The sequence below is a fragment of the Alteromonas sp. MMG017 genome (genome assembly GCF_018100795.1).
GTDB lineage: Bacteria > Pseudomonadota > Gammaproteobacteria > Enterobacterales > Alteromonadaceae > Alteromonas.
Genome location: NZ_JAGJDY010000007.1, coordinates 82,002 through 98,894, shown reverse-complemented (window position 1 = coordinate 98,894; position 16,893 = coordinate 82,002). Strand labels below are relative to the sequence as shown.

Annotated in this window: 14 protein-coding genes; 12 read left to right on the top strand and 2 right to left on the bottom strand. The window is 43.5% G+C overall.

All coding sequences use genetic code 11. The features are described 5' to 3' along the window. The first annotated feature begins 97 nt into the window (after positions 1–97). On the top strand, positions 98–1,558 hold the full coding sequence (locus tag J8L84_RS12365; RefSeq protein WP_211070961.1) for a phosphomannomutase CpsG: 1,461 nt from the start codon (positions 98–100) through the stop codon (positions 1,556–1,558). A 294-nt stretch (positions 1,559–1,852) separates the two neighbouring features. Here J8L84_RS12365 and J8L84_RS12360 read toward each other — a convergent pair whose 3' ends face one another. After that, positions 1,853–2,275 (bottom strand): DUF3429 domain-containing protein, encoded by a 423-nt coding sequence (locus J8L84_RS12360; RefSeq protein WP_057791617.1) that lies wholly within the window; start codon positions 2,273–2,275, stop codon positions 1,853–1,855. Between the two features lie 124 nt (positions 2,276–2,399). Beyond that, entirely contained in the window at positions 2,400–3,677 is a 1,278-nt protein-coding gene (locus J8L84_RS12355) for a citrate synthase (RefSeq protein WP_057791619.1), read from the bottom strand. A gap of 701 nt (positions 3,678–4,378) precedes the next feature. Here J8L84_RS12355 and sdhC point away from each other — a divergent pair. The 11 genes from sdhC (at position 4,379) to J8L84_RS12300 (ending at position 16,883) form a co-directional block, all read left to right on the top strand. Next, the gene (sdhC, locus tag J8L84_RS12350; protein WP_013783979.1) at positions 4,379–4,753 is read left to right on the top strand and encodes a succinate dehydrogenase, cytochrome b556 subunit; all 375 of its coding nucleotides are present in this window, start codon (positions 4,379–4,381) and stop codon (positions 4,751–4,753) included. Further along, entirely contained in the window at positions 4,747–5,094 is a 348-nt protein-coding gene (gene sdhD / locus J8L84_RS12345; protein ID WP_211070960.1) for a succinate dehydrogenase, hydrophobic membrane anchor protein, read from the top strand. The genes sdhC and sdhD overlap by 7 nt, the downstream gene beginning before the upstream one ends. 1 nt (position 5,095) lies before the next feature. Then, a complete protein-coding gene (gene sdhA, locus J8L84_RS12340) occupies positions 5,096–6,868 on the top strand; it encodes a succinate dehydrogenase flavoprotein subunit (RefSeq protein WP_211070959.1) in 1,773 nt (590 codons plus the stop codon). Positions 6,869–6,882: 14 nt separating this feature from the next. Next, complete coding sequence (locus J8L84_RS12335; protein ID WP_057791623.1) at positions 6,883–7,593, top strand: succinate dehydrogenase iron-sulfur subunit; 711 nt, start codon at positions 6,883–6,885, stop codon at positions 7,591–7,593. Positions 7,594–7,766: 173 nt separating this feature from the next. Further along, positions 7,767–10,586, top strand: coding sequence for a 2-oxoglutarate dehydrogenase E1 component (gene sucA / locus J8L84_RS12330; protein WP_211070958.1), 2,820 nt, complete (start codon positions 7,767–7,769; stop codon positions 10,584–10,586). 9 nt (positions 10,587–10,595) lie between these two features. Next, positions 10,596–12,092 (top strand): 2-oxoglutarate dehydrogenase complex dihydrolipoyllysine-residue succinyltransferase, encoded by a 1,497-nt coding sequence (gene odhB, locus J8L84_RS12325; RefSeq protein ID WP_211071099.1) that lies wholly within the window; start codon positions 10,596–10,598, stop codon positions 12,090–12,092. 152 nt (positions 12,093–12,244) lie between these two features. Next, positions 12,245–13,411 carry an ADP-forming succinate--CoA ligase subunit beta gene (gene sucC / locus J8L84_RS12320; protein ID WP_159530111.1) on the top strand — a complete coding sequence of 389 codons (1,167 nt, stop codon included), beginning with the start codon at positions 12,245–12,247 and terminating at the stop codon, positions 13,409–13,411. Continuing rightward, the gene (gene sucD, locus J8L84_RS12315) at positions 13,411–14,283 is read left to right on the top strand and encodes a succinate--CoA ligase subunit alpha (protein ID WP_032094181.1); all 873 of its coding nucleotides are present in this window, start codon (positions 13,411–13,413) and stop codon (positions 14,281–14,283) included. Before sucC ends, sucD begins: the two co-directional genes overlap by 1 nt. Positions 14,284–14,462: 179 nt before the next feature. Next, entirely contained in the window at positions 14,463–15,371 is a 909-nt protein-coding gene (locus J8L84_RS12310; RefSeq protein WP_211070957.1) for a sialate O-acetylesterase, read from the top strand. 4 nt (positions 15,372–15,375) lie between these two features. Next, positions 15,376–16,068, top strand: coding sequence for a GDSL-type esterase/lipase family protein (locus J8L84_RS12305; RefSeq protein ID WP_211070956.1), 693 nt, complete (start codon positions 15,376–15,378; stop codon positions 16,066–16,068). Continuing rightward, positions 16,065–16,883 (top strand): polysaccharide deacetylase family protein, encoded by an 819-nt coding sequence (locus tag J8L84_RS12300; RefSeq protein ID WP_211070955.1) that lies wholly within the window; start codon positions 16,065–16,067, stop codon positions 16,881–16,883. Before J8L84_RS12305 ends, J8L84_RS12300 begins: the two co-directional genes overlap by 4 nt. Positions 16,884–16,893 lie beyond the last annotated feature (10 nt).

Here is a 16,893-nt window from a genome sequence, read left to right as displayed (position 1 = left end):
CTACTTTAGAATGATATTGGTTACTTTTCTTGTAACACTTCTTCTTGTCACACAAGTGACCAATAATAGCTTTAACAGGGAACAGAGACTCTAATACATGACTAAACCAATTACGTGCTTTAAAGCATATGACATACGCGGTGAGCTTAACAGCCAACTTGATGAAGCAACGGCTTACCGCATTGGTTACGCCTTTGCTGAAGAGTTGAATGCGAAAACGGTAGTGGTAGGCAGCGATGTTCGTTTAACGTCCACCCCCTTAAAACTTGCCTTGAGCGCAGGGCTAATTGATGCTGGCGCGAACGTTACCGATATTGGTATGGCAGGAACGGAAGAAATATACTTCGCGACTAAACACTTAGGTGTTGATGGCGGAATAGAAGTGACCGCTAGTCACAACCCCATTAATTACAATGGCATGAAGTTGGTAAAAGCTGACTCTGTGCCCATTAGTGGCGACACTGGCTTAAATGCGATTAAAACACGTGCTGAACAGTTAAGCGATGAAGCTGTATCACAGCGCCTTGCCTATTACACCCAAGGCGAAGCCATCGATGCTGACGCCTTTTATAATGGTCATGCACACATTAAGGTTTCACATTTAACAGACACAGGAAGCTATGTAGAAGACAGCTGTATGTCAGCTTACGTAGATCACATGTTGTCTTACGTTAACCTTGATTCGTTTACGCCACTTAAAATAGTGGTAAATGCGGGCAATGGTGCTGCAGGTCCTGCGCTAGATGCTATTGAAGCCGAGTTAGCAAGCAGACAAGTTCCCATTAGCTTTATTAAAGTACACCACGAAGCAGATGGCACGTTCCCTCATGGTATTCCTAATCCTTTGTTACCTGAAAACCGAGCAGACACTGCCGATGCTGTTATAAAACATAACGCGGACTTTGGTGTGGCATGGGATGGTGACTTCGATCGTTGTTTCTTGTTCGATGCCGATGGCAACTTCATTGAAGGCTATTACATTGTTGGTTTGCTTGCCGCAGCGTTCATTGAGAAAAACCAAGACAGCAAAATTATTTATGATCCACGGGTATTTTGGAATACCGAAGACATCGTGGCGAATGCTGGCGGTACACCCATTAAGTCGAAAACAGGGCATGCGTTTATAAAGGAGCGTATGCGTAAAGAAGATGCTGTTTATGGCGGTGAAATGAGTGCGCACCACTATTTCAGAGATTTCGCTTACTGTGACTCAGGCATGATACCTTGGCTATTAATTGCCGAACTCGTGTGTGTTAAAAAGCAATCATTGGCCAGCATGGTTAAAGCGCGCATTGAAGCGTTTCCATCGTCGGGTGAGATTAACAGCAAGCTTAAAGACGCCGATGCTGCACTTGAGCGCGCGACATCTAAATATAAGCCACTTGCGACAGTTATCGATACTACCGACGGCCTTGGATTGGAATTTGATACATGGCGCTTCAATTTGCGTAAATCGAACACCGAACCTGTTATTCGCTTAAACGTAGAAAGTCGTGGTGATATTGCTTTAATGGAAGAGAAAACGGCTGAGTTGCTTTCGGTAATACGTGACGAATAATATTCCGCTTCTTTACTATTTTTACTGCTGACTTTCTAAAAAACTGAGTAAGTATGAAAAGATAAAAACCGGAACATGAAAATTAGAACAAAAATAAAGCGCGGTCATCATTAATAATGACTGCGCTTTTTTGTGTCTTACTGGCAAGTGCCGTTTTAGCCATTAGTTACCACGTGCAGCCTTAGCAACTACTTACGATGCTGTCCTGACAACATGCGGTGTATATCTACCATGGCAATTAGGCAATTAGGCAATTAGGCAATTAGGCAATTAGGCAATTAGGCAATTAGGCAATTAGGTAATGAGGTAAATCATCCATGCATGGCTAATCACCACAACTGAGGTAAGGGCTATACGTAAACTGATGTAACTCACAATTTGGCCTTTAGGAAGGCTAAGCGTGAATTTATCGTAAACTAAAATGGCAACGTAGCTAAGCGATAATACCCCTAAGGTTTTCGGGTCGTGGCTAAACACTAGACAAAGCCAACCGATAATGCTGGGTAGCATGGCGATATACATTTGTTTGCCATAGCGCTGATTACTGATGGAATCCCACCAATGAATACCACCAAAAAATGACAGCAAAACCGCTGAGTACTGCATAAAGTAAATAGCGCTTTGGGTTAATGACAAAAGATTAAGAGAATAGGCTATTGGCATAGCTAAAAATGGGATGAGCCCAGCCACGCCAAGTAACACAACAGAGTAGGGCATGTAACATAATCCTTCTGCGGTTATTTTAATAAACTTGTTTTACAACAGTGATTTCACTAAAACAGAGCTAAAAAAATAGCGCCGTAAGGCGCTATTTTATGAACAAATATTTACCTGTTCACGCTTATTTTAAAGGCGTGTACTTACGCTGGTTGTGACCAGTGTAAAGCTGACGAGGACGACCAATTTTTTGTTTTGGATCGCTCATCATTTCATGCCAGTGTGAAATCCAACCCACTGTACGAGACAATGCGAAGATACACGTAAACATGTTGGTAGGAATACCAATAGCTTTAAGTACGATACCCGAGTAGAAATCTACGTTAGGGAACAATTTCTTCTCTGCGAAGTACGGGTCGCTCAATGCAATTTTTTCAAGTTCCATTGCTACTTCAAGTAGTGGATCTTTAACATTAAGTTCGCTTAGTACTTCGTGGCAGCTTTCACGCATTACTGTTGCACGTGGATCGTGGTTTTTATATACACGGTGACCAAAGCCCATAAGACGGAACGGGTCTGCCTTATCTTTAGCACGTGCAATAAACTCAGGAATGCGGTCAACAGTACCAATTTCTTCAAGCATATTTAGACATGCTTCGTTCGCACCACCGTGGGCAGGGCCCCAAAGTGAAGCAACACCAGCCGCAATACATGCGTAAGGGTTAGCACCAGATGAACCAGCTAGACGAACAGTAGAGGTAGATGCGTTTTGCTCGTGGTCAGCATGAAGCGTAAAGATCCGATCCATTGCACGTTCAACCGCAGGGCTAATCTCAAATTCTTCAGCAGGAACTGAGAACATCATGTTCAAAAAGTTAGCTGCATAACTTAAATCGTTACGTGGATAAACGAACGGTTGGCCAATGTTGTATTTGTAACACATGGCTACCAATGTAGGCATTTTCGCAATTAAGCGATGTGCACTACGTTTACGTTCTTCATCGTTAGAAACGTCTAAGTCGCTGTGATAGAAAGATGACATACCACCAACAGTACCGCATAACATTGCCATAGGGTGGGCATCGTTGCGGAAGCCATGGAAGAACATGTTAATTTGCTCATGTACCATGGTGTGGCGTGTAATCGTTGATTTGAATTCTTCATATTCTTCTTTAGACGGCGCATCACCGTGTAGAAGCATATGACAAACTTCAAGGTAGTCTGCATCGCGCGCTAGTTCTTCGATTGGGAAACCACGGTGTAAAAGAACACCAGCAGCGCCGTCAATATAAGTAATAGCTGACTCGCAAGATCCTGTCGCCATAAAACCAGGGTCGTAGGTGAAGTACCCGTGTTGACCCAGTGAACGGACGTCGATTACGTCTTGTCCTTCGGTGCCAGACAAGATAGGAAGCTCGATTTCCTTACCGCCGGCTTTAAGAATGGCTTTCTGATCTGCCATAAAATGCTCTCCTCAGAATGGTTCTGTTTGCAGCGAAAACGGGCGAAAATGCTCGTTTCGTTGGGGAAAAGTGGCGTATTTGTACTTTATTATGTACCAATAAGTCAATTTAATTGCATTTATGCACAATAAATATTCCGAATTACTGAGATTTATAATACTCAGCCGGAATCTATATCGTTAACATTTTGGTAATCGCACTAAACCCGTTTCGGGGTAATTATCAATGTCTTTTCGCAAAAGGTAAACCACCGTTTACCAAATTTATTAACAGCTTAGCTGAAATATTAACCTTTTGTCGATTGAGAATTGCTCGTTTTCATTAAAAGACCTTAATTTTACTAGTGAAAATAGTGTTATTCTGGTTTAGTGCTGATACACTTTACAGCCTTGTTTATTAAGCATTCCATGCTTGTTGTTAGTATTTGTGACTACTTTTCTTTGTATTTATCAGGAAGATTTGTCAAAAAAGACTAAAGTCTTACTGCAGCACAAAAAATTGTAATTATATACTGTGCTGGATATACTCAGCAGTGCATTAAAACAGAATAATTATTCTGTAAATTGCATTAAAGAATAATTCACAAATTGTTAACAACTCATTGGATGAGGTAATTAACAGGTAATAAACGAATTAACTCGCACAGGACATTATAACGGCGAGTAATTCATTATCCCTACGGATTAAACAGGCATACATTGTGAAAAAGCAAAGACCAGTAAATTTAGAACTCAATACTATTAAATTTCCGCCTGCCGCTATTTCGTCAATTCTCCACCGTGTTACCGGTGTCGCAATGTTTTTTGCATTACTCTTTGTTATTTGGGCATGGGCAGTTTCTGTTTCCTCGCCTGAAGGGTTTGCGAACGTACAAGCGATGATGGACGGTATCATTGGAAAAGTGATCGCAATAGGCACTTTATCAGCGCTGACTTACCACATTTTAGGCGGCCTAAGACATGTTGTTATGGATTTAGGTCACTGGGAAGAGTTGGAGTCAGGAAACCTCAGCGCCAAAATAGCTATCGCTCTTTGGATTGTGCTGACAGTAGTATTGGGAGTAGCACTATGCTAGGAAACCAAGCAAGCTTAAAGCGTAATGGTATTCAAGATTACGTGTCACTACGTACTACCGCTGCAATCATTTTTGCTTATACGGTATTCATGGCGTGGTTTTTTATATCCACTGAAAATATTACTTTCATTGAGTGGCGCGGATTATTTTCTGGGCTAGCGATGAAAGTGTTCACATTGGCAGCACTTATCGCCATCATGATCCACGTTCGTATTGGCTTATGGCAAGTACTTACCGATTATGTGAAGGCGTCTGGTTTGCGTGCAATCATTCAGTATGTTCTAAACATCATTGCTTTTGGTTACGTCGCTGTTGGTCTGTTTGTATTGTGGGGAGTGTAAGATGAGTTTACCCGTTCACGAGTTTGACGCAGTAGTTATTGGTGCTGGTGGCGCTGGTATGCGTGCAGCATTGCAGATTTCAGAATCTGGCAAATCATGTGCACTACTGTCTAAAGTATTTCCTACCCGTTCACATACGGTATCAGCGCAAGGTGGTATTACTGTTGCGCTAGGTAATTCCCATGAAGATAACTGGGAATGGCACATGTACGACACTGTAAAAGGGTCGGACTACATTGGTGACCAAGACGCTATTGAATATATGTGTAAAACCGGCCCAGAAGCCATCATTGAGATGGAGAACATGGGTTTACCTTTCTCACGCTTTGAGAATGGTAAGGTTTACCAGCGTCCTTTCGGTGGTCAATCAAGAAATTTTGGTGGCGAGCAAGCAGCTCGAACCGCAGCCGCTGCTGACCGTACTGGTCACGCCTTGCTGCATTTGCTTTATCAGCAAAACGTAAAGAATAAAACGAAGGTCTTTTCTGAGTGGTATGCACTCGACCTAGTTAAAAACCAAGACGGTGACGTTGTTGGTTGTACTGCTATCGATATCGAAACAGGCGAAGTAGTTTACTTCAAGTCTAAAGCGGTAGTACTCGCGACAGGTGGAGCAGGGCGTATTTTCGCTTCTACTACCAATGCACACATTAATACCGGTGACGGTGTTGGTATGGCAATTCGCGCTGGTGTTGCACTACAAGATATGGAAATGTGGCAGTTCCACCCTACGGGGATCGCCGGAGCTGGTACGCTAGTAACGGAAGGTTGTCGTGGTGAAGGTGGTTACCTACTTAATAAAGACGGTGAACGCTTCATGGAACGCTATGCGCCTAACGCGAAAGACCTTGCTGGTCGTGACGTTGTAGCACGTTCAATGATGACAGAAATTCGCGAAGGCCGCGGATTCGATGGCCCTTGGGGACCTCACTGTAAACTTAAACTTGATCACCTTGGTAAAGACGTACTTGAGTCTCGTTTACCAGGTATTCTTGAGCTTTCTCGTACGTTTGCTCACGTTGATCCAGTTAAAGAACCGATTCCTGTAATACCAACATGTCACTATATGATGGGTGGTATTCCCACGACTGTCGATGGTCAATGTCTAACGGTAGATGCTGACGGTAACGATAAAGTGGTAAATGGCTTATTCGCTTGTGGTGAAATTGCTTGTGTATCTGTACACGGCGCTAACCGCTTAGGCGGTAACTCACTACTTGACCTTGTAGTATTCGGTCGTGCGACTGGTCTACACTTAGGTAAAACCCTTTCTGACGCATCACCATTTCGTGAAGCATCAGAGTCTGACCTTGAAGTGGCTATGTCTCGCTTCAATCGCTGGGAAAACTCAGAGAAAGGTAAGGGCGAAGATCCGGTTCAAATCAAAAAAGATATGCAAGAATGCATGCAGCTTAACTTCTCAGTATTCCGTGAAGGTGAAGCCATGGCAGACGGCCTTAAGCAACTTGGTGAAATTCGTGAACGTCTTCAGAATGCTCGCCTTGATGATAAGAGTGCCGATTTCAATACTCAGCGTATTGAATGTCTTGAGCTTGATAACCTTATGGAAACCGCGTACAGCACAGCAGTAGCAGCGAACTTCAGAACGGAAAGCCGTGGCGCACACAGCCGCTTCGATTTCCCGGACCGTGACGATGAGAACTGGTTATGCCACAGCGTTTACGATCCGAATACTGAAAAAATGCTTAAACGTGATGTCAATATGGCGCCTAAGCTTCGGGAAGCTTTCCCGCCTAAAGTGCGTTCATATTAAGAGAGGCAACGATCATGCAATTACAATTTTCGATATATCGTTACAACCCTGATGTTGATAACAAGCCACGCATGCAAGACTACACTCTAGAAGTAGAGGAAGGTCGTGACATGATGGTGTTGGATGCATTAATTGCTCTTAAAGAGCAAGATCCAACGTTATCTTTCCGCCGCTCGTGCCGTGAAGGTGTGTGTGGTTCAGACGGTGTTAATATGAATGGTAAGAATGGTCTTGCCTGTATTACGCCTTTGTCTGCATTAGGTAAAGGTAAAGTTGTTGTTCGTCCACTTCCAGGTCTGCCAGTAGTACGCGACCTTGTGGTTGATATGACACAGTTTTACACCCAGTATGAAAAGATTAAGCCATTCTTAATCAACGATGATAAACAGCCTCCTGCAAGAGAACACCTTCAGTCTCCTGAAGAACGTGCTAAGCTTGATGGACTGTATGAATGTATTCTATGTGCATGTTGTTCTACGTCGTGCCCATCGTTCTGGTGGAACCCGGATAAATTTATCGGGCCAGCTGGTTTGCTTCACGCTTATCGTTTCCTTATCGATAGCCGTGATACTGCAACCGATGAACGCTTGAACGACCTAGATGATGCATTTAGCGTATTCCGCTGTCACGGTATCATGAACTGTGTAAGTGTATGTCCGAAAGGATTAAACCCGACAAAGGCAATTGGACACATTAAGTCTATGCTTTTACAACGGGCTGTTTAGTACTATATTCTGTTTACTCCTGAGTGACAGAAAGCAATGCTCTAAATAGCCATCCGGATGTGATGGCTATTTTTTTTTGTATTCATCGGTATAACGCTTGGTTATGTCACGAATAACCTTATAATACAAACCGATGGTTAATAGAATTTACAAAACGTAGCAAGGCAAATTAAATGCAAGAAAGCGTGATGAAAGCGTGGTGGGATTCCTCGCATATGGCAGGTGCCAACGCTGCCTATGTTGAAGAATTGTACGAATCGTATTTGGAAGACCCGCAGAGCGTTTCCGATACTTGGCGTCAAATCTTTGATAGCCTCCCCAAGGTCGAAGGCGTTGAACTTGAAACCAACCATACTAGTGTTAAAGATCAGTTCAGGAAGCTAGCTGCTCTAGGCCCGACAGCACGAATGTCGAGCGCACCAGTTGAAGGCACTCCGGTCTCGGATGACAGGCAAGTTAAAGTGTTACAGCTTATCAATGCCTTTCGCTTCCGAGGTCACCAGCATGCCAACCTCGATCCGCTAGGATTATGGAAACAAGAGCGCGTTCGTGATTTAGAACTTTCTCACCATAACCTTTCTGATAAAGATTTTGACAGTGTGTTCAACGTAGGGTCTTTTGCCATTGGTAAAGATTCGATGTCATTAGGTGAGTTGTTTAAATCACTTAATAGAACATATTGTGGCTCTATCGGTGCTGAGTACATGCACATTACCGATACAGACCAAAAACGCTGGTTACAGCAAAAAATTGAGTCAGTACAAGCCAAGCCTGAGTTTTCTAAAGATGAAAAACTAACCCTACTTAAAGGGCTAACGGCTGCTGACGGCATGGAAAAATACCTTGGGTCTAAATTCCCGGGTGCAAAACGTTTCTCACTGGAAGGTGGTGATGCGTTGGTTCCAATGCTTAAAAACCTAATTACTAATGCAGGTGCTGCCGGCACTAAAGAAGTGGTTATTGGTATGGCTCACCGTGGTCGTCTGAACGTACTGGTTAACGTGTTGGGTAAAAACCCATCGGTATTGTTCGACGAATTCGCAGGTAAGCATGATGATTCATTAGGTGCTGGTGATGTTAAATACCACGCCGGCTTCTCATCAGACTTTGCTACCCCAGGCGGCAACGTTCACCTTGCGCTTGCGTTTAACCCATCTCACCTTGAGATTGTTAATCCAGTAGTGATGGGCTCGGTTCGAGCGCGTCTAGAACGCCGAAACGACGATACCAATGCCGTACTTCCTATCACCATTCACGGTGACTCAGCGATTGCTGGGCAGGGCGTAGTGCAAGAAACCTTCAATATGTCACAAACTCGCGGTTTCGCCGTGGGCGGAACAGTACGTATTGTGGTGAACAACCAAGTTGGTTTCACAACGTCAAAAACTGAAGATACCCGTTCTACGCAATATTGTACTGATATCGCTAAGATGGTTCAGGCGCCTATATTCCACGTTAACTCTGACGATCCAGAAGCGGTTGCTTTTGTGACTCAACTTGCCCTTGAATATCGTAATAAATTCAAGCGTGACGTAGTTATCGATTTAGTCTGTTATCGCCGTCATGGTCATAACGAAGCTGATGAGCCAAATGCAACTCAGCCCCTTATGTACCAAAAAGTGAAGAAACATCCTGTACCTCGCGCTATTTATGCCGACCAGCTCATTGCTGAAGGCGTTATTGAACAGCGTGATGCCGATCGGTTTATAGAAGAATATCGCGCTGCACTTGATCATGGTGCGTGTGTGGTTGAAGAATGGCGTCCGATGACAGAGCACAGTGTAGACTGGTCTCCGTACTTAGGTCACGATTGGGATACTCCCTATGACGGCGCTATTAGTGTCGAAAAACTTAAAGAGCTTGGTGAAGCACTGACGACTTTCCCTGAAGGTCACAAACTTCAATCTCGTGTAAACAAACTATACCAAGACCGCAAGGCCATGGTGAGTGGTGAGAAGAAACTTGATTGGGGAATGGCAGAAAACTTAGCATACGCATCGTTAGTTGATGCGGGTGAAGATATTCGTATGACAGGTCAGGATTCTGGCCGTGGTACTTTCTTCCACCGTCATGCGGTATTACATAATCAAGCTGATGGCTCGACGTTCATGCCACTGCAAAATATTCGTGAAGGCCAAGGCGAGATCGAAATTTACGACTCTGTGCTTTCAGAAGAAGCAGTGATGGCGTTTGAATATGGTTACGCAACGGCAGAACCTGAGTGTTTAACCATTTGGGAAGCCCAGTTTGGTGACTTCGCGAACGGTGCACAGGTTGTATTTGACCAGTTCTTAAGTTCAGGTGAAGCGAAGTGGGGCCGGTTGTGTGGTCTAACGATGTTGCTTCCACATGGCTACGAAGGTCAAGGTCCTGAGCATAGCTCGGCGCGTCTTGAACGTTTCTTGCAAATGTGTGCTGATCACAACTGGCAAGTATGTGTACCTTCAACACCCGCGCAAGTATTTAACATGCTTCGTCGTCAAGTGGTTCGCCCTATGCGTAAACCGCTTATCGTTATGTCGCCTAAATCCTTGTTGCGTCATCCGCTTGCCACTTCTTCTCTTGAAGAGTTAGCGGAAGGCAAATTCCACAACGTGATTAGCGAAATTGACGATATTAATCCGAAAGACGTTAAGCGTGTGGTGATGTGTTCAGGCAAGGTTTACTACGATTTGCTTGACCAGCGCCGTAAAAATGAACAAACAGACGTTGCAATCGTAAGATTGGAGCAACTTTATCCATTCCCACAAGAAGAATGCGCTAAAGTTGTGGCACAATACAGCCACGTTACAGATTGGGTTTGGTGTCAGGAAGAACCGCAAAACCAAGGAGCTTGGTATTGCAGTCAGCACCACTTCTGGCAAGCAATTCCAGATGGCGCCAAATTAACATATGCAGGTCGTGAAGCATCCTCCTCACCTGCAGTAGGTTATGTTTCCGTTCACAATCAGCAGCAAAAAGCGCTGGTTGAAGACGCACTCACTATTAAATAAGGAACAATGATGACAATTGAGATAAAAGTTCCGGTCCTACCAGAGTCAGTTGCCGATGCCACCATTGCAACTTGGCACGTAAAGGCCGGCGACGCGGTAAAGCGTGACCAGAACCTGGTTGACATTGAAACTGATAAAGTTGTGCTGGAAGTTGTAGCACCAGCCGACGGAACTATCGGTGAGCTTCTTAATGAAGAGGGTGCAACGGTACTAGGCGAACAAGTTATTGCTAAATTAGAAGAGGGTGGCGCTGCGCCAGCTAAATCTGAAGCGAAAGCTGAATCTAAAAAAGAAGCAGCACCTGCATCTAGCGGTAAAACGTCAGACGTTAAAGTGCCTGTATTACCTGAGTCGGTAGCTGATGCAACCATCGCCACGTGGCATGTTGCAGTAGGCGAAGCGGTAAGCCGTGACCAAAACTTGGTTGATATCGAAACTGATAAAGTTGTTCTAGAAGTCGTCGCGCCAGCTGATGGCTCGCTATCTGATATTGTTGCCGAAGAAGGCGCAACAGTGACAGCTGAAGAAGTAATTGCAAAATTTGTTGAAGGCGCGTCATCAGGTGCAGCTGCATCTGAGTCGTCTGAAGCATCTTCTGATGATTCAGATGAAAGCAGCGATGCACTTAGTCCTTCAGTTCGCCGTTTACTGGCGGAAAAAGGCGTAGACGCAGCAAAAGTTAAAGGTACGGGCAAAAATGGCCGTATTACTAAAGAAGACGTAGAAAAGCACCTTAAAGGTGGAAGTGCACCAGCGGCTTCAGCACCGGCTGCTTCAGCCGATGTTGCTGAACTACCTACGGGTAACCGTACTGAAAAACGTGTACCTATGACACGCCTTCGTAAAACGATTGCAACCCGTTTACTTGAAGCTAAAAACTCTACTGCTATGCTAACTACGTTCAACGAAGTTAACATGAAGCCAATTATGGAACTTCGTAAGCAGTATCAAGAGAGCTTTGAGAAACGTCACGGTATTCGTTTAGGTTTCATGTCTTTCTACGTGAAAGCGGTAACTGAAGCCCTTAAACGTTTCCCAGATGTGAACGCATCAATTGACGGTGATGACATTGTTTATCACAACTACTTCGATATCTCTATCGCGGTATCAACGCCTCGCGGTCTAGTTACGCCTATCTTAAAAGATACGGATACACTAGGTATGGCCGGTGTTGAGAAAGGAATTAAAGAATTGGCAATTAAAGGCCGTGATGGCAAATTGTCGATGGCAGACCTTCAAGGCGGTAACTTTACTATCACTAACGGTGGTGTGTTTGGTTCATTGATGTCTACGCCTATCATTAACCCGCCACAGAGCGCAATTTTGGGTATGCATAAAATCCAAGATCGCCCAATGGCTGTTAACGGTAAGGTGGAAATTCTGCCAATGATGTACCTCGCCCTGTCTTACGACCATCGTATTGTTGATGGTAAAGAGTCAGTAGGCTTCTTGGTAACAATCAAAGAGATGCTTGAAGATCCAACACGCCTTCTATTAGACGTGTAAGGCTTTCCTCTCTTGTTATTGTGCGCAGCGGCGTTTCTTATTGAGGTAAGATGCGTTACTGCCACAACGCTGATATTCGCCCTATAATATCAGTCTAATTAATCAAGTCGCGCGAGCGGCTTTTGTCTTACTAAAAATCGGATAGAAACACCATGAATTTGCATGAATACCAAGGTAAGCAGCTATTCAAAGAATACGGTCTACCTGTTTCTGAAGGATACGCAGCAGACACTCCTGAAAGTGCTGTAGAGGCCGCTAACCGCATTGGCGGTAGTGAGTGGGTAGTAAAATGTCAGGTCCACGCAGGTGGTCGCGGTAAAGCAGGTGGCGTTAAGTTAGTAAAAGATACTGACGCAATTAAAGCTTTCGCAGAAAACTGGCTTGGCAAAAATTTGGTGACTTTCCAGACTGACGAAAATGGTCAGCCTGTGAGCAAAATCCTTGTTGAAACTTGCACAGATATCGCTAACGAATTGTACCTTGGTGCAGTAGTTGACCGCACAACCCGTCGTGTTGTGTTTATGGCTTCTACTGAAGGTGGCGTTGAGATTGAAACTGTTGCTGAAGAAACGCCTGAAAAAATCCTTAAAGCTGAAATCGACCCAATTGTTGGTGCTCAGCCTTACCAAGCGCGCGAAATGGCGTTTAAACTTGGTCTTTCTGGCGTTCAAATTAAGCAATTCACTAAGATTTTCCTTGGCCTAGCTAAGATGTTTGAAGATCTTGATGTTGCTTTGATTGAAATTAACCCGCTTGTAATTAAAGAAGATGGTGATCTTCACTGTCTTGACGCTAAGCTAGCTATCGACGGCAACGCGTTATATCGCCAGCCTAAAGTTAAAGCTATGCAAGATCCTACTCAAGAAGATGCACGTGAAGCGCATGCTGCTGAGTTTGAACTTAACTATGTTGCGCTAGACGGTAACGTAGGTTGTATGGTTAACGGTGCAGGCCTAGCAATGGGTACGATGGATATCGTAAACCTACACGGTGGCAAGCCAGCTAACTTCCTAGATGTTGGTGGCGGCGCGACTAAAGAGCGTGTTGCAGAAGCATTCAAAATCATCTTATCTGACGACAACGTTTCAGCTGTTTTAGTTAACATCTTTGGCGGTATCGTTCGTTGTGACATGATTGCTGAAGGTATCATTGGCGCGGTTAAAGAAGTTGGCGTTAGTGTTCCTGTTGTTGTACGTCTTGAAGGTACAAACGCAGAGCTTGGCCGTGAAGTTCTAGCGAACTCTGGTCTTGATATCATTGCTGCTGAGTCGCTAACTGATGCAGCACAGAAAGTTGTTGCTGCAGCGGAGGGCAAATAATGTCTGTATTAATTAACAAAGATACCAAAGTAATCTGTCAAGGTTTCACTGGTGGTCAAGGTACTTTCCACTCTGAGCAAGCGATTGCTTACGGTACGCAAATGGTTGGTGGTGTTACACCAGGCAAAGGCGGCACTGAGCACCTAGGTCTTCCAGTATTCAATACAGTACGTGAAGCGGTAGAAGCAACAGGCGCAACTGCAACTGTTATCTATGTACCAGCTGCGTTCTGTAAAGATTCAATCGTTGAAGCAGCTGATGCTGGCATCGAGCTTATCGTTTGTATCACTGAAGGTATTCCAACGCTTGATATGCTTTACGTTAAAGAATACGTAAACGCAAAAGGCGTTCGCATGATTGGACCAAACTGCCCAGGTGTTATTACTCCTGGAGAGTGTAAGATTGGTATCATGCCTGGTCACATCCACAAGCCTGGTAAAGTAGGTATTGTTTCTCGCTCTGGTACACTTACGTACGAAGCGGTTAAGCAAACTACTGACGAAGGTTTCGGCCAGTCTAGCTGTGTTGGTATCGGTGGTGATCCAATTCCTGGTTCAAACTTCATCGACATCCTACAGTTGTTCCAAGATGATCCTCAAACAGAAGCTATCGTTATGATTGGTGAAATTGGTGGTACAGCAGAAGAAGAAGCTGCTGAATTCATCAAAGCTAACGTAACTAAGCCTGTTGTTTCTTACATTGCGGGTGTAACTGCACCTGAAGGTAAGCGTATGGGGCACGCTGGTGCAATCATCGCTGGCGGTAAAGGTACAGCTGACGAGAAATTCAAAGCACTAGAAGATGCGGGCGTTAAAACCGTTCGCTCTCTTGCTGATATCGGCAAGGCACTTCGCGAAACTACTGGTTGGTAGTAAGCAAAGCGCACGCAAGTGTTTAAGTAAAGCCCGCAAATTAGCGGGCTTTTTTGTATGTAGCGACCAACCTTAATAGAGTTCTACTTTTTAGGCACCTTGCAATCGTATTCACCTTGTTATGAATTTGTTTAATAGTAATCTTGATTGGTTAACAAAATCACACGAAGATATTTATTATGAAAAACACCGCATTAGTCTGTATAGCTTCATTGTTTTCATGCTCAACCATAGCTGATGAGTATTTGACTTTTTTTATGGCAGGGCAATCAAATATGGACGGCTATGGTTATGTTTCTGAGTTACCAAGTAACATAGCAAAAGAACAAGAGGTGCTTATTTTTCATGGTAATGGTGTTTTCGATAATCAAGAAAATGGAGGCGTAGGTAAGTGGGACAAGCTTAAGCCTGGTCACGGGACTGGCTTTCAATCTGACGGCACTACAAATACACTGTCACAGCGCTTTGGCGCGGAGTTGACTTTCGCTCAGTCGATTCAACAGCAGTATCCTGATAAAAAAATTGCCATTATTAAATATGCGGTAGGTGGAACTGGCCTAGCGCTCAATACGGGATACAGTAACTGGTACCCGAATTTCACTGACGGTAAAGGTCATAATCAATATGATTTTGCGTTAGAAGCAATCAACAACGCTTATGCTGCAAATGATATTGATGGCGATGGCGAACCAGACTCGTTAAAACCCATGGGAATTATTTGGATGCAGGGTGAGGCAGATGCTCACGCAAGTAAAGAATCAGCTAATGCATATCTAAGTAATTTAACCTCTTTGATGAACCTATTTCGTGCCGCTTTAAGGATGGATGATCTGCCGGTTGTTATCGGTAAGATTACCGATTCTGAGTTAGGCGAAGAAGATATTATGCCGTACATTGAGCGTGTGCATCTAGCTCAAAAATTGTTTGTTGAGTCAGACAACTGCGCTACTTACATGTCTAACTCAGATAGCTATACTTATGGTGATGATCCATGGCATTACACCAGCGAAAGTTTCGTTCAAATGGGTAAAGACTTCGCATTATCTTATAAGAATTTGGTCGAAGCTTGCGGTTTAATTAAGGATTAACAGCATGAGGCTAAGACGGAATGTTTTAAGAATACTATTTACGCTAACGTTTACTTGTACAGCCTTTAATTTATTCGCAGGCGAGCAAGGCATACCCTATCAAAACGAATGGTTGAAAGAACATTACCAGAGCCGTATGGCGCTCTTTGATACCCAGCCTATTAAAACCGGAGATGTTGTTTTTATAGGTGATAGTCTAACAGAACTAGGTGCCAACTGGTCTATCAGGTTTGATAACTTAAAGGTACGTAATAGAGGAATAAGCGGTGACACGACCTATGGGGTTTTAGAACGGTTACAAGAAATTGAAAATAATAGCCCAGCAGTGGTTTTCCTTTTAATTGGTATCAACGATATCTTTAACCTCTACTATGAACGAGAGATCCAGAATTTATCAAATACAGCGTTGAACATTAGACAAATTGTTTCGAAGATTAACGCCTCTTTACCTAATACAAAAATTTTTGTGCTGGGTCTGCTCCCCGATCATAGAGACTACATCACCGTTATGGCAAAAGAGGTAAATAGACAAATAGAGTTAAGTAATTCAGACCATTTTACTTTTTTGAATTTTCACGATTCATTTTCCATTGATGGAACGATGAACCCAGCGCTTACTACTGACGGTACGCATTTAAACGAAGCGGGTTACCAAGTTTTCAAAGAGCAATTGATGCCGTACTTAAAAAATTTATGATTACATCTAAGAAATACTTTCTCTTTATCTGTTTATTATTTATTGCCAACTCTTCATATGCGGAGCTTACCTATCCAGATGGAAATAAAAAGGCTGTTGTATTTAGTTTCGACGATGGGATGGTACAAGATAGGCGGTTAGTTAGCCTATTGGATAAGTACAAAGTTAAAGGAACTTTTAACTTAAGTTCGGGGCTTTTTTCGCAACATGCCCCGTGGTTAAAAGAATACTTAGCTATTAAAGGTACCTATGTACATCATGACGAAGTAGCTGTGCTATATAAAAGACACGAGATAGCAGGTCACAGCTTTTCGCATCCAGGACTTCCCGGCTTGCCTCAACAGGAAATACAGCATCAAGTTGAGTCTGACAAAGAACGTTTAAGTTTATTTGCTGGGTATACCGTAACATCTTTTGCATATCCTCTAGGGCTATATGATGACGAAGTCATCCAAACATTGAAACAAGCTGGTTTCACTAACGCTCGAACGGTAAACAGCACCCTGAATTTTGAGTTACCTGAAAACTTATTCGAATGGCATCCTAGCGCACATCATTCTGACGCATACCCGCTTGCCAAGAAATATGTGGAAAATAAAACTGACTCATTATCTGTCTTTGTTATTTGGGGACATTCGTGGGAATTCGATCAAAATATTGCATTTAATAATTGGGACTATTTTGAGTCAATTCTAAAAGTTCTTTCTGAGGAAACTAATATTTGGTTTACCACTGCAGGCGAATTTGCGGAGTTTTATCATCAAAATTCAGAAAAAATGCCTGTGATTCCATCACAAGTTCCAAAAATTAAATGAATATTAACTA

Bases quoted from the DNA above. Each gene is read 5' to 3' on its own strand.
- J8L84_RS12305 (WP_211070956.1), top strand. From the start codon at position 15,376: ATGAGGCTAAGACGGAATGTTTTAAGAATACTATTTACGCTAACGTTT.
- sucA (WP_211070958.1), top strand. From the start codon at position 7,767: ATGCAAGAAAGCGTGATGAAAGCGTGGTGGGATTCCTCGCATATGGCA.
- sucD (WP_032094181.1), top strand. From the start codon at position 13,411: ATGTCTGTATTAATTAACAAAGATACCAAAGTAATCTGTCAAGGTTTC.
- sdhD (WP_211070960.1), top strand. From the start codon at position 4,747: ATGCTAGGAAACCAAGCAAGCTTAAAGCGTAATGGTATTCAAGATTAC.
- J8L84_RS12335 (WP_057791623.1), top strand. From the start codon at position 6,883: ATGCAATTACAATTTTCGATATATCGTTACAACCCTGATGTTGATAAC.
- J8L84_RS12360 (WP_057791617.1), bottom strand. From the start codon at position 2,275: ATGCCCTACTCTGTTGTGTTACTTGGCGTGGCTGGGCTCATCCCATTT.
- J8L84_RS12300 (WP_211070955.1), top strand. From the start codon at position 16,065: ATGATTACATCTAAGAAATACTTTCTCTTTATCTGTTTATTATTTATT.
- sdhA (WP_211070959.1), top strand. From the start codon at position 5,096: ATGAGTTTACCCGTTCACGAGTTTGACGCAGTAGTTATTGGTGCTGGT.
- J8L84_RS12355 (WP_057791619.1), bottom strand. From the start codon at position 3,677: ATGGCAGATCAGAAAGCCATTCTTAAAGCCGGCGGTAAGGAAATCGAG.
- J8L84_RS12310 (WP_211070957.1), top strand. From the start codon at position 14,463: ATGAAAAACACCGCATTAGTCTGTATAGCTTCATTGTTTTCATGCTCA.
- sucC (WP_159530111.1), top strand. From the start codon at position 12,245: ATGAATTTGCATGAATACCAAGGTAAGCAGCTATTCAAAGAATACGGT.
- J8L84_RS12365 (WP_211070961.1), top strand. From the start codon at position 98: ATGACTAAACCAATTACGTGCTTTAAAGCATATGACATACGCGGTGAG.
- odhB (WP_211071099.1), top strand. From the start codon at position 10,596: ATGACAATTGAGATAAAAGTTCCGGTCCTACCAGAGTCAGTTGCCGAT.